The sequence below is a fragment of the Aquibium carbonis genome, from assembly GCF_003970795.1.
GTDB classification, from domain to species: domain Bacteria; phylum Pseudomonadota; class Alphaproteobacteria; order Rhizobiales; family Rhizobiaceae; genus Aquibium; species Aquibium carbonis.
The window spans coordinates 34,808-47,921 of the sequence record NZ_RWKW01000025.1 but is presented as its reverse complement, the minus strand read 5'-3'; the positions used below and the strand labels follow the sequence as shown (position 1 = coordinate 47,921).

At 67.5% G+C, this 13,114-nt stretch carries 12 protein-coding genes; 8 read left to right on the top strand and 4 right to left on the bottom strand.

The features are described 5' to 3' along the window. Positions 1–38: 38 nt before the first annotated feature. Positions 39–1,493, bottom strand: a complete 1,455-nt coding sequence (locus tag EJC49_RS06800; protein ID WP_126698709.1) for a glutamine synthetase family protein — start codon at positions 1,491–1,493, stop codon at positions 39–41. Between the two features lie 133 nt (positions 1,494–1,626). Further along, positions 1,627–2,946 (bottom strand): aromatic ring-hydroxylating dioxygenase subunit alpha, encoded by a 1,320-nt coding sequence (locus tag EJC49_RS06795; RefSeq protein ID WP_126698708.1) that lies wholly within the window; start codon positions 2,944–2,946, stop codon positions 1,627–1,629. Positions 2,947–3,097: 151 nt separating this feature from the next. On the opposite strand from EJC49_RS06795, the gene EJC49_RS06790 reads away from it, so the two are divergent. Beyond that, positions 3,098–3,874 (top strand): IclR family transcriptional regulator domain-containing protein, encoded by a 777-nt coding sequence (locus tag EJC49_RS06790; protein WP_170314642.1) that lies wholly within the window; start codon positions 3,098–3,100, stop codon positions 3,872–3,874. Between the two features lie 7 nt (positions 3,875–3,881). On the opposite strand, the gene EJC49_RS06785 is transcribed toward EJC49_RS06790, so the two are convergent. Beyond that, the gene (locus tag EJC49_RS06785) at positions 3,882–4,808 is read right to left on the bottom strand and encodes an SRPBCC family protein (RefSeq protein ID WP_126698706.1); all 927 of its coding nucleotides are present in this window, start codon (positions 4,806–4,808) and stop codon (positions 3,882–3,884) included. Further along, the gene (locus tag EJC49_RS06780) at positions 4,805–5,146 is read right to left on the bottom strand and encodes an ArsR/SmtB family transcription factor (RefSeq protein WP_126698705.1); all 342 of its coding nucleotides are present in this window, start codon (positions 5,144–5,146) and stop codon (positions 4,805–4,807) included. The genes EJC49_RS06785 and EJC49_RS06780 overlap by 4 nt, the downstream gene beginning before the upstream one ends. Positions 5,147–5,342: 196 nt before the next feature. Between EJC49_RS06780 and EJC49_RS06775 the strand changes: the two genes are divergently transcribed. The 7 genes from EJC49_RS06775 (at position 5,343) to lpdA (ending at position 13,031) form a co-directional block, all read left to right on the top strand. Further along, positions 5,343–5,726, top strand: coding sequence for a RidA family protein (locus EJC49_RS06775; RefSeq protein WP_126698704.1), 384 nt, complete (start codon positions 5,343–5,345; stop codon positions 5,724–5,726). A 105-nt stretch (positions 5,727–5,831) separates the two neighbouring features. Beyond that, on the top strand, positions 5,832–6,761 hold the full coding sequence (locus EJC49_RS06770) for a sugar phosphate isomerase/epimerase family protein (protein ID WP_126698703.1): 930 nt from the start codon (positions 5,832–5,834) through the stop codon (positions 6,759–6,761). Between the two features lie 92 nt (positions 6,762–6,853). Continuing rightward, the gene (locus tag EJC49_RS06765; protein WP_126698702.1) at positions 6,854–7,669 is read left to right on the top strand and encodes a metallophosphoesterase family protein; all 816 of its coding nucleotides are present in this window, start codon (positions 6,854–6,856) and stop codon (positions 7,667–7,669) included. A 178-nt stretch (positions 7,670–7,847) separates the two neighbouring features. Beyond that, entirely contained in the window at positions 7,848–9,080 is a 1,233-nt protein-coding gene (locus EJC49_RS06760; protein ID WP_126698701.1) for a 3-methyl-2-oxobutanoate dehydrogenase (2-methylpropanoyl-transferring) subunit alpha, read from the top strand. Position 9,081: 1 nt separating this feature from the next. Then, positions 9,082–10,095, top strand: a complete 1,014-nt coding sequence (locus EJC49_RS06755) for an alpha-ketoacid dehydrogenase subunit beta (RefSeq protein WP_126698700.1) — start codon at positions 9,082–9,084, stop codon at positions 10,093–10,095. A gap of 1 nt (position 10,096) precedes the next feature. Beyond that, positions 10,097–11,401 (top strand): dihydrolipoamide acetyltransferase family protein, encoded by a 1,305-nt coding sequence (locus EJC49_RS06750; RefSeq protein ID WP_126698699.1) that lies wholly within the window; start codon positions 10,097–10,099, stop codon positions 11,399–11,401. A 232-nt stretch (positions 11,402–11,633) separates the two neighbouring features. After that, entirely contained in the window at positions 11,634–13,031 is a 1,398-nt protein-coding gene (lpdA, locus tag EJC49_RS06740; protein WP_126698698.1) for a dihydrolipoyl dehydrogenase, read from the top strand. Positions 13,032–13,114 lie beyond the last annotated feature (83 nt).

Genomic DNA, 13,114 nt, shown 5'->3' with positions numbered 1-13,114 from the left:
CGGGCGTTGGGCCAGAAAAGGCTGCTGACAGGGGGACGTCAGAACAGCGAAAAATACTCCCGCTGCTCCCACTCCGACACCGTCATCAGGTAGCGGTCCCACTCGGCGCGCTTGATGCGGGTGAGATACGAAACGACGTCCTCGCCCAGCGCCTCGCGATAGAACCCGCTCGTCTCGAAGCGCTCGATGGCGGCGATCAGGCTCTTCGGCAAGAGCACTGCGTCGCTCTCGTACGGGCTCTCCACCGGCGGCGGGGCCGTCAGTGCGCGCTCGATGCCGTCGAGACCGCACAGGATCTGCGAGGCGAAATAGAGATAGGGGTTGGCGGCGGGCTCGGCGACGCGGTTCTCGAACCGGCTCGCCTTGTCGCCCGGCGCCATCAGCCCGCGGATCATGGCGCCCTTGTTGTCGCGGCCCCACTGCACGCGGTCGGGCGCCAGTTGGAAGGCCTGGTAGCGCTTGTAGCCGTTAACGGTGGGTGTGGTCAGCAGACAGGTTTCGGCGGCATGGTCGAGCAGCCCGGCGATCCAGCCGCTGGCCGTCGTCGAAAGCACGCCGTCGGTCCCGGGGATAAAGAGATTGTCGCCACTCGCCGCATCGACCACCGACTGGTGCAGGTGCCAGCCGCTCGCCATGCCGTTCTCGACCTTCGGCCGGCACATGAAGGTGGCGTGCAGCCCCATCCGCGCGCAGACCTGCTTGGCCGCCATCCGGAACAGCATCATGGCGTCGGCATGCGCCATCGCGCCGTCGGGCTCGAAGGTGAACTCGCACTGGCTCGGCCCGAACTCGGCCTCCATCGACCGCACCGGCAGGCCGAGTTGCAGGCAGGCGCGTCGCAGCGCATCCATCACCGGCTCCAATGCGTCGTAGCGCGCATCGGTGAGATATTGGTAGCCCTGCGACAACAGGCTGGTCTGCGGCGGCGAGCCCGGCATGCCGCCATCGGCATGGTCGAGCTTGGGATCGTCGAGCCGGTAGACGTGGAACTCGACCTCGAGCCCGCAGACGAGCCGGCGTCCGCCGGCCTCCAGCCTCTCGACCGCCTTGCGCAGGATCGACCGGGACGAAAACGGGATGGGCGCGCCGTCCTTGTGGAAGAGATCGCAGAGCAGATAGCCCGATCTTGGCGACCAGGGCAGCACCCGGAAACTCGCCGGGTCGGGCACCATCATGATGTCACCCGCGCCCGTCAGCAGGCCGGCGCCGAAGCCGATGTCGCCGCCCCAGACCGGAAACACGGTTCGATGCGACGTGTCCTTCAGAAGCAGGGTCGACGTCACCGCCATGCCATTCCGAAACACGGAGGCAAGGCCATCGGCGACGATGGTCTTGCCGCGCAGCACGCCATGCTGGTCGGCGAACAGCACGCGCACGGTCTCCAGCCCCTCCGCCTCGGCGCGGGCCAGAACCTCTGCAGCGAGGCGGAACTGGTCGGGGGAAAGCAGACCGTGGTCGGCGACGAAGCCGGGCGAAAGCGGGGGCGAGGTCATGGATGTGGCTCGTCGATACGCGCCGGGGAGCGAGGAAGCGAGAGGTCGCGTTCCCTCGCGCGCCCCTCTGCCCTGCCGGACATCTCCCCCACCAGGGGGGCGCCGTAGAGCGACAACATCCGCAGCCCCACCGCTAAACCCCCGCCGCCCAGCTCGAGCCCGCCCGCCGCGCCCGGTCGGCCTGCGGCCACAGCGCTTCCCAGCCGGCCGTCTCGCCGATGGCGTCGATCGAGACGGGTCCGCGGATCGCCTCGACGTCGGAAGCGTGCCCGCGCATCGGCAAGGCCGCGACGTCTCCCTCCTTCAGGCTCTTGATGGCGGCGAGGAGCTTGCGGCGATGCTTCATGATGGCGACGTCGGTGCGGCCGAGATGCTCGTGCGTCCGGTCCTGGATGCGGCCCATGGATTCCACCGCCCACTGGTCGTGCACGTTGATGTCGAGGCCCATGCCCGTATAGGTCAGGCTTTCCTGTTCGCCGGGATTGTAGCCGTAGTTGTTGCGCTTGTTCTTCAGCGGCGCGTAGTCGGGCAGGCGATGCTCCTTCATGCGCTGCTCGCGCATCAGGCTCTTGTCGACCGGTTTCCCGAAGCTCGTGAACATCGAATACCAGTAGCAGGTTTCGTCGTCGACGGGCACGTGCCACTGGGTGATCGTCATCTCGTTCGACATGGGGATGCAGATCGCTTCCGGGAAGATCTGGTTCGTCACGCGAACGTGGCTGCGGCCGTCATCCATATGGCGCAGCGAGATCAGCCGCAGGCCGTAGTCGGTGTCCTCGACCCGGATTTCCGGACGCGGATATTCGCGCAAGAGCTGCGTCATAGGCATGTCGGTGCCGCCGGCCTTGTCGCGGAACTGCTTGCCGTAGGACTGCGCGGGATCCTCGTCCTGCAAAAAGCGGTGGAGGAACGAGGCGTGCGCCGGATCGATGCCGACTTCCAGCGCCTGCAACCAGTTGCATTCCCACAGCCCCTTGAAGGCGAAGACGTGGCTGTCGGGGGCGGCAAAGCAGTCGAGCGCGGGAAAGGGTGGCGGTTCGCCCGGCCCCATGTAGGCGAACACGATGCCGTTCTTCTCGACCACCGGATAGGAGACGGCGCGGATGTTCTCGTACATGCGCGAACCTTCCGGCTCGCCGGGCTGCTCCACGCACTGGCCGGTGCGGTCGAAATGCCAGCCATGGAAGGGGCAGCGCAAGCCGTTGTCCTCACGCCGCCCGTAGCACAGGTCGGCGCCGCGATGCGGACAATGCCGGCCGATCAGGCCGAGTTCGCCTTCATTGTCGCGGAAAAGAACCAGATCCTCGCCGAGCAGCCGGACGGGAACCACCGGGCGCCCGGAGACCAGTTCGTCCGAAAGCGCCGCGGGCTGCCAGTACATCCGCAAGAGCGCGCCGCCGTCGGTCCCCCTGCCGACGCGGGTCAGAAGGTCGTTCTGTGCCTGGCTCATCATGGCTGAGGATCCTCCCTGGCTGTCGCGGCGGGTGAACGGCGAGGAATTGCCATTCGTCGCAATGCGTGCGATTATCGCGCAATCGATATATTATCGCTCAAGCGTATTCCGTCGTTCCCGGCGGTGTCAAGCGAAGCCCAAGGAGGGCGCCATGCCTCTCGACCCTGCCGAACCGATCGCCGAGAAGGACATCTCGCTGACCTTCGCCAAGGGCATGGCGGTGCTGAAGGCCTTCGACGCCGAGCACACGCATCTGACCCTGCCGCAGATCGCCCGCCTCACCGGCTACGACCGCGCGGTCACCCGCCGGCTGGTCCTGACGCTGGTGCACCTGGGCTATGTCCGCCAGCAGGACCGGCTGTTCTCACTCACCCCGCGCATCCTGGTCTTGGCGGGCGGGTTTTTGCAGGGCCGACAGTTCGGCAAGACCATCCAGCCGGTGATGCGCGCCTTCTCGCTCCGGATCGGCGAGACCATCTCGCTTGCCATGCTCGACGGCGCCGAGGCGGTCTATGTCGCCCATGCCGGCGGCGAGACGGAGCGTGCGCGCATCGGTTTCACCATCGGCAGCCGCGTGCCGCTGCTTGCCACCGCCATCGGTCGCATGCTGCTGGCAGCGAGTGATGCCGACACCGCCACCGAGACCATTCGTGCCGCCCCGCTCGAGCCGCACACGCCAGCAACAACGCTCGACCGCGCCGCCATCGCGGAATCGGTTCGCTCGATCGCCGCGGCGGGCCACGCGCTGGTCGATGGCGAGTTCGAGCCCGGTGTCGCCGCGCTCGCCGTGCCGGTGCCGGCCGCCAGCGGCGAGGTTGCCGCGCTGGGCATTTCCGCCGCAGCGGGAAGGCTCGCGGACGTGAATGTCCGGCGCGAAGCGCTCGCCACGCTCAAGGACTGCGCGGGAGCGCTGGCGGCGTTGCTATAGGCAAGGTTCAGCGCGACGTGATGAAGCGCTCCAGCTTGCCGAGCGTCTGCAAGCCCAGTTCCACGGCACCGAAGCCTTTCGCCGTCTGGAACTCGGCGGCGGCTGCAAACACCATGCCCAGCGTGACCTTCGTCGACCCGTCCTGGTCCTCGAAAGAAACCCAGGCGTCGGCATGTTTCGGCCCGTTCTCGCCCCAGAGCAGCGTGTAGCCGATCCTCTCTTCGGGCTGGACGTCGGTGTAGAGATGATGGTTCGGGAAAACCGTTCCGTCGGGACCGATCATGTCGAAGACCCATTCGCCACCCGCCCGCAGGTCTATCCTTTGCGTGCGGCAGGAAAAGCCATCGGGGCCCCACCATTGCGGCAGCGTATCGGGGTTCATCCACGCACCCCAGACGACCGGCCGTGGCGCCTTGATCACCCGCTGCAGCAGCATGGTGCGTTCCGCGACCCCTGCGAGATTGTCCAGGCCGGCGCCGAACCCTTCGCGATAGCCTGCCTTCATGTCTGTCGCCAGCGACGAAAGCTGGACCGTCACCACGACGCGGCTGCGCTCCGTCGTGCCGGAAAAATGCGCCGTCACCAGCGCCACCGACTGGATGACGCCGTCCGCTGAAATCACCTCGTGGTTCACGCTGCAACGGTCCGGCTGCAACACCAGCCAGCCGATTTCGCAGCGGATGTCCGGCTGTCCTTTCACCTTGCATAGCGAAATCTCGCGACCCCCCACCCGGGTATCCGCCTCGAGAAACTCGATGGCGACGGTCGGTGACGGCGCGGCCCAGACGGCGCGAGCGGCTGGGGCGGTCCAGGCTTGCCACAGCACCGGGAGCGGCGCGGCCACGCCCCGTTCGAAGGTCAGCGTCGCGAAGCGATGGCCTTCCCCGTCGGGCGCCGCGCTGGTGGTATCGTTCGGGGCCAGACCCTTGGTCATTCTTCGCTCTCCTTCATCACGTTCATCACGAATGCGTCCAATCGGTCGAGCCGGGCTTCCCAGATCTCCCGCTGCTCGTCGAGCCATGTCCGAACCGGCGCCAGCGCCTCGGGGACGACAGCGCAGGTCCGCACGCGCCCGTCCTTCGAGGTGGTGATCAATCCTGCCGCTTCCAGCACCGAAAGGTGCCGCATCACGGTGGGCAGTCGCAGTCCCGTCGGGTTGGCCAGATCGGTCACTCGCGCGGGTCCTTCGGCAAGCCGTGACAGGATCGACCGACGCGTGGGGTCCGCCAGGGCATGGAAGAGCAACGAGAGATCCGGATCATGCTTAGCCATATCGCTAACTAATTCCCTTTCCGACGAAGACGCAAGCGAAAACTTCGTCGATTGGCTAAGTGATTTGACGTAGCGCTGTCGGCGGCCCCCGAACGCTGCCGAAGCCCCGCTGACCGGCAGTCCGGACCTCCCCATCGACAACGCCCCTGGCCCCGTGCAGGAATGGCGCGACTGCTCACGATGCCGGACCAAAGCCATGCTCACCCACCTCACCCCCGACGGCGTGCGAAAGCCTTTCGCCGCCTACAGCCATGCCGTGGAAGTCCAGGCCGGCGCGCGGCTGGTGTTCTGCTCGGGCCAGCTCGGCATCTCGCCGGACGACGTCGTTCCCGAAGACGCCGGGGCGCAAGCCGAACAATGCTTTTCCGCCATCGCCACCATCCTGGCCGCGGCCGGCATGACGCTTTCGGACGTCGTGCGCATCAACGCCTACGTCACGGCGCGCGAGCATATGCGGCCCTACATGGCGGTGCGCGACCGGCTGTTCCCGGCGCCGTCGCCGGCCTCGACGCTGATGATCGTGGGCGGCTTCACCCGCGAGGAGTTCAAGGTTGAGGTCGAGGTGGTGGCCGCCGGCTGACGAAGACCGTCACGCCCTTGTCAGACAAGGCTGCCATGGACGCCGACCACGGGCGGCGCGCCGGGGTTGGCGCGGCGCCATCGTGCAACGAAAAGGGACACGACCATGCTACCGAACGGCGTCCCCGGCACCGGCATCACAGCCCAAAAGCGATCGAACGACCTGTCTGACTTCGGAGACGAGCTCGACAGGGTCGAAGCTCTCGGCGTCGACTTCGTCGAGCTGTCGACCTTCGACATGGACGTGGTGGTCGGCGGTCGCGTCCGCAGGCCGCAGCTCGAGGCGCTGAAGCGTGCCTGTGCCGGCCGCTCGGTCGGCTACTCGGTACATGGTCCGCTGGCCATCAACCTCATGGACGAGCCCTACCGGCTGCAGCGCCACATGGACGTGCTCGCCGCCTCGCTGGAGGTCACTGCCGAACTCGGCGCCGCCCACTACGTGATCCATTCCGGCCTGGCGCCGGTCCAGCAGAGCGAAGGGATCGAGGCCGCCTATGGCCGCCAGCGCGAAGCGCTCGCCCGGGCCGGCGACACTGCGCGCGCCAGCGACATCGTGCTTTGCGTCGAGACGCTGTTTGCCGGCTTCGACGGCAAGGTGCACGCCTCGTCTCCGCGCCGGCTGGCGGCGGAACTCGCTGCCATCGACCACCCCAACGTGATGGCGACGATCGATTTCTCCCACGCATGGCTGATGCTCGACTGGAATGGCCGCCGCGACGACTTCGTCGAGGAGATCGTGGCGCTCGCGCCTCATGCGCGCCATCTGCACGTCCACGACAGCTTCGGCCGACAGGACGACATCTGGATGTACACGGAGGGCGAGCGGCTGGCCTACGGCCATGGCGATCTGCATCTCCCGGTCGGCTGGGGCAACATTCCGTGGGAAACGCTGATGGCTGAGTGTGTCTTCCCGCACGGTGTGGTGTTCAACATCGAGCTGAACCAGCGCTACTGGTATGCCGCGCAGGAAACGGTCGACGCCACGAGGTCGCTTGCCGCAAGCGCCCGAACCCGCGCGCACGCGGTCGCCGCCTGACCGCAAGCCTTGAACGGCGCTCCCGGCTGTGAGACGGATGATGCCGGAGCGCCGATGACGACCCTGCCCTGTGCCGTGGATGACACCACCCGATGCCCAAGTCGCCGACCTTCATTCACCTGACCGATCTCCACGCCCATTGCGAGGGAAAGGTCGACGGGATCGACACGATCGGCAATCTCGATGCCGCGTTGGCGATGATCGCCGCGATCGACCCGGCGCCGGATTTCGTCGTCGTCAGCGGAGATCTGACCGACAAGGGCGACGCGTCCAGCTATCGTGCGGTGCGCGAGCGCCTGGACACGTTGCACATGCCGGTGCTCTGCGCGCTCGGCAACCATGATGCCCGGCCGGGTTTCTACCAGGGCATGCTCGACCGGACGAGCGACCTCGACGCGCCTTATTTTCACGACAGGGTGTTCGACGGCGTCCATGTGATCGTGCTCGACACCAGCGTCCCCGGCAAGGTGAGCGGCGCTTTGGGCGACGACCAGTTCGCCTTCCTCGGCGCCGCACTCCAGCGCCACCCGGAATTGCCCCGGATCGTGGTGATGCATCACGGTCCGCGCATCGTCACGGAATCGCCTTTTGCCTGGGAAAGCCTGAACGAGGCCGAAACCGAGAGGCTTCGCCGCGCGCTCGCCGGCCATCGGGTCGCGGGCATCATCACCGGCCATATTCACCATGACGGCGTTTCGTCCTGGCACGGGATCCCGGTCGTGGTGGGCAACGGTCTGCACGACTTCATCGACCCGACCTATCGCAAGGGCTTGAAAATCCACACCGGCGCCTCCTTCGGCCAGTGCACGCTACGCGATACGGGCCTGTCGGTCGCCTTCGTGCCGCTGCCCTCCGACCGCCGCCATCTCGTAACGCTCGACGCCGAAAAGGTACGCCGGTTCGAATAGACCGACAGAACCCGTCGTCCGGCAACAAGATGTCGCGGCGCCGCCATCTGTCGAACCGCTTCTTGCTATCTTTTCCGGGGAACGATTTCCCCTTGTCCTTGCTTGTCACCGGTGGACAATGACGCCGCCCGCCGCAGCCTTTTCGCGCGATACGGGCCGCTCAGGGAAGAGACACGCAATGGCAGACTCGGTTCCGCTTCGCCTCAACGTTCCCGAACCGGAAGTACGGCCGGGCGGCAAGCCGGACTTTTCCAACGTCAGCATCCCCCGGGCCGGTACCGTCGACCGGCCGCCGGTCGACGTCGCGCCGGAAGACATCCGCGAGATGGCCTGGTCGATCATCCGCGTTCTCAACCGGAAGGGTGAGGCGGTCGGTCCGTGGGCAGGGACCCTCACCCCGGAAGAGACGCTCTCGGGCCTGCGCGACATGATGCGGGTACGGGCCTTCGACAAGCGCATGCTGATGGCGCAGCGCCAGGGCAAGACCTCGTTCTACATGCAGTGCCTCGGCGAGGAGGCGATCGCCTGCGCCTTCCGCAAGGCCATGGAACACGGCGACATGAACTTCCCGACCTATCGCCAGCAGGGCCTGCTCATCGCCGGCGGCTATCCGATGGTCGAGATGATGAACCAGATCTATTCGAACACGAAGGACCCGATCAAGGGACGCCAGCTGCCGGTGATGTATTCGTCGAAGGCGCACGGCTTCTTCACCATCTCGGGCAATCTCGCGACCCAGTTCGTGCAGGCCGTGGGCTGGGCGATGGCCTCGGCCATCAGCCGCGACACCAGGATCGCGGCGGCCTGGATCGGCGACGGCTCGACGGCCGAGAGCGACTTCCATGCCGGGCTCGTCTTCGCCTCCACCTACAAGGCGCCGGTGGTGCTCAACATCGTCAACAACCAGTGGGCCATCTCGACCTTCCAGGGCATCGCCCGAGGCGGCTCCGGCACCTTCGCGGCGCGCGGCCATGGTTTCGGCATTCCCTCTCTGCGCGTCGATGGCAATGACTACCTCGCCGTCCACGCGGTGGCGAAATGGGCGATCGAGCGGGCGCGCCGCAATCTTGGCCCGGTGCTGGTCGAATACGTCACCTACCGCGCCGCCGCGCATTCGACCTCCGACGACCCGTCCGCCTACCGCCCCAAGGAGGAGAGCGACGCCTGGCCGCTGGGCGATCCCGTCGAGCGGCTGAAGAACCACCTGATCGCCATCGGCGCCTGGTCGCCCGAGCGCCACGCCCAGGCCGAAGCCGAGATCGACGCCGAGGTCCTGGCTGCGCAGAAGCAGGCCGAGGCCAACGGCACCCTGCATTCCGGCCCGAAGGCCTCGCCGCGCGACATCTTCGAGGACGTCTACGACGTGATGCCGCCCAATCTCCGGCGTCAGCGCCAGGAAGCGGGGTACTGACATGCCGCGCATGACGATGATCGAGGCGATCCGCGATGCCCACGTCGTGGCGATGGAACGCGATGGCAAGGTGGTGGTCTACGGCGAGGACGTCGGCTATTTCGGCGGTGTCTTCCGCTGCACCCAAGGGCTCCAGGAACGGTTCGGCAAGGAACGCTGCTTCGACAGCCCGATCAACGAGGCCGGCATCGTCGGCACCGCCATCGGCATGGCCGCCTACGGCCTGCGGCCTTGCGTCGAGATCCAGTTCGCCGACTACGTCTATCCGGCCTACGACCAGATCGTGTCCGAAGCCGCGCGCATCCGCCACCGCTCGGCCGGCGACTTCACCTGCCCGATCACCATTCGCATGCCCACCGGCGGCGGCATCTTCGGCGGGCAGACCCACAGCCAGAGCCCCGAGGCGCTGTTCACCCACGTATCGGGCCTCAAGGTCGTGGTCCCCTCGAACCCGCATGACGCCAAGGGCCTCCTGATCGCCGCCATCGAGGACGACAACCCGGTGGTCTTCCTCGAGCCGAAGCGCCTCTACAACGGCCCCTTCGACGGCCATCACGACCGCCCGGTCACCCCCTGGGCGAAACACCCCCTGGGCGAGGTGCCTGCCGGCCACTACACGGTACCACTCGGAAGGGCCGTGGTGCGGCGCGAGGGCGCAGCCGTCACCGTGCTCGCCTACGGCACGATGGTCTATGTCGCCGAGGCGGCGGCGCAGGCGAGCGGCATCGATGCCGAGGTGATCGACCTGCGGACCTTGCACCCGCTCGACCTCGACACGATCGTGGCGTCGGTGAAGAAGACCGGCCGCTGCGTGGTGGTGCACGAGGCGACGCTGACCTCGGGGTTCGGCGCTGAACTCGCCGCTTTGGTGCAGGAGCACTGCTTCTACCATCTGGAGGCGCCGGTCCGACGTATCGCCGGCTGGGACACGCCCTACCCGCACGCGCAGGAATGGACCTACTTCCCCGGTCCGGCGCGCCTGGCGGCGGCGCTCGTCGAGGTCATGGAGGGCTGACATGGGCGTTTTCGTGATCAAGATGCCGGATGTCGGCGAGGGCGTCGCCGAGGCCGAGCTCGTCGAATGGCACGTCAAGGTGGGCGACCCCGTCAAGGAAGACATGGTGCTGGCCGCGGTGATGACCGACAAGGCAACCGTCGAGATCCCCTCCCCTGCCGACGGCACCGTGGCCTGGCTCGGCGGCGAGATCGGCGAGCAGATCGCCGTCGGCGCGCCGCTGATCCGCCTCGACGTCGCCGGCGACGGCAACGTGTCCCCCGACAAATCCGCGCCGCCGGAGAACCGACCGGAGCCTGCCAGGAAGACGCCGGAGAAGCCCGCCCCGATCGCCGCTGCGCCGACGATGGCCGGCGTGGAGGATGAAGACGGCGAGACGTCCGCGAAGCCCGAGCCGCCGCGCCGCGCCTTGCCTGCCCATGCCCGCAAGGAAGGCGAGAAGCCGCTCGCTGCGCCGTCGGTGCGGCTGAAGGCACGCGAGCGCGGCATCGACCTGCGCTTCGTGGCCGGCACCGGCCCCGCCGGTCGCATCACCCACGAGGATCTCGACCTCCACGCCGAGCAGGGCTCGCGCCCGATCGCTCCCGTGGGCAAGGCGCCCGACACCCGCGTCACCGAATTCAAGGTCGTCGGCCTGCGGCGCAGGATCGCCGAAAAGATGGCGCTGTCGAAATCCCGCATCGCCCACATCACCTATGTCGACGAGATCGAGATGGACGCGCTGGAGCAATTGCGCGCCAGCCTGAACGCCGGTCGCCGCGATGACCGGCCCAAGCTGACGATCTTGCCCTTCCTGATGCTGGCCATGGCGAAGGCCCTGAAGGACCAGCCCAACATCAACGCCCATTTCGATGACGAGGCGGGCGTGGTGCGCCAGTTCGGCGGCGTGCATTGCGGCATCGCCGCCCAGACCCGCAACGGGCTCGTCGTGCCCGTGGTGCGCCATGCGGAAGCGCTCGACCTCTGGGGTGCGGCGACCGAGATCGCACGGCTGGCGGACGCCGCAAAGAACGGCACCGCCACCCGCGAGGAACTGACCGGCTCGACCATCACCATCACTTCGCTCGGCGCCATGGGCGGCATTGCCACCACGCCGGTGATCAATCATCCGGAGGTGGCGATCGTCGGCGTCAACAAGATGCAGGTGCGCCCGATGTGGGACGGCACGCAGTTCGTGCCGAAAAAGATGATGAACCTGTCGTCGAGCTTCGACCATCGCGTCATCGACGGCTGGGACGCGGCGGTGTTCGTTCAGCGCGTGAAGGCGTTGCTGGAGACGCCGGCCTCGATCTTCATCGAGGGGTGAGGCGGATGCTCATGCCCACGAGACGTCGCGTTCTGTCGCGCCCCCCTCTGTCCTGCCGGACATCTCCCCCACGAGGGGGGAGATCGGCCGGCACGACGGATTTCGCCAATCGCCGACGTTGCAAGGAAAGCGCCATCGCCGACACTGCCGATCTCCCCCCTCGTGGGGGAGATGTCCGGCAGGACAGAGGGGGGCGCCGTGGAGCGCAGGCATCGCCAATCGGAGCCACCCCATGATCGACATCACCTGCCAGCTGCTCGTGATCGGCGCTGGGCCGGGCGGCTATGTGTGCGCCATCCGCGCCGGCCAGCTCGGGCTCGACACCGTCATCGTCGAGGCGGGGAAGCCTGGCGGCACATGCCTCAACGTCGGCTGCATCCCCTCCAAGGCCATGATCCATGCCGCCGACGAGTTCGCCAGGCTCGGTGCGTTCGCGGGCGGCATCTCGCCGCTGGGCATCACGGCGGCAAGTCCCGCGATCGATCTGGCCAAGACCATCGAATGGAAGGACGGCATCGTGCGCCGGCTGACCGGCGGCGTCTCCGGACTGCTGAAGAAGGCTGGCGTCAAGCAGGTCGATGGCTGGGCGCGCATCCACGACGGCAAGACGGTCGTGGTCGAAACCTCGACCGGCCCGCAGCGCATCGTGGCCGATACGGTCGTGATCGCCACCGGATCGGAAGCGGTCGAGCTGCCCGGGCTGCCCCTCGGCGGCAACGTGATCTCGTCGACCGAGGCGCTGGCGCTGACAAGCGTGCCGGAGCGGATGGCCGTCGTCGGCGCTGGCTACATCGGGCTGGAACTCGGCACCGCCTTCGCCAAGCTCGGTGCGAAGGTGACGATCCTCGAAGCCGCCGATCGCATCCTGCCGCTCTGGGACGCGGAGCTGACGAAGCCCGTGGCCCGGCGGCTCGAGAAGCTCGGCATCGAGGTGCGGACCGGCGCGAGGGCTGATCGCTACGCCGCGAGCAGCGGCACCCTCGCCTTTCTCGATGCCGCCGGCGAAAGCCGCACCATCGACGCCGACAAGGTTCTGGTGACGGTCGGTCGCCGCCCGGCGACCCATGGCTGGGGCCTGGAGGAACTCGACCTCACCATGGAGGGGCGCGCCATCGCCATCGACGAGCATTGCCGCACCTCGATGCGGGGCGTCTACGCGATCGGCGACGTGACCGGCGAGCCGATGCTGGCGCACCGCGCGATGGCGCAGGGCGAGATGGTGGCCGAGATCGCGGCGGGCCATCGCCGTGCCTGGGACAGTCGCGCGATCCCGGCCATCTGCTTCACCGACCCCGAGATCGTTTCGGTCGGCCTGTCGCCGGCCGACGCGGAAAAGGCCGGCCTCGACACCCGCACCGGAACCTTTCCCCTCCAGGCCAACGGTCGCGCCATGACGCTGGAGCGCGACGATGGCTTCGTGCGCATCGTCGCCCGCGCCGGCGACAACGTCATCCTCGGCATCCAGGCAACCGGCGTGCAGGTCTCGGAACTGGCCTCATCCTTCGCCTACGCCATAGAGATGGGCGCGCGGCTCGAAGACATAGCGGCGACCATCCATGCGCATCCCACCATGGGCGAAGCCGTGCAGGAAGCGGCCATGCGCGGGCTCGGCCACGCGCTCCACATTTGATGGCCGGCACCTGCCGTTGGGTCGCCACCGAAGCCTGGGCGAAATGCGATCCGGTGGAGCGACACGGGTTGCGTTGGCCTCGC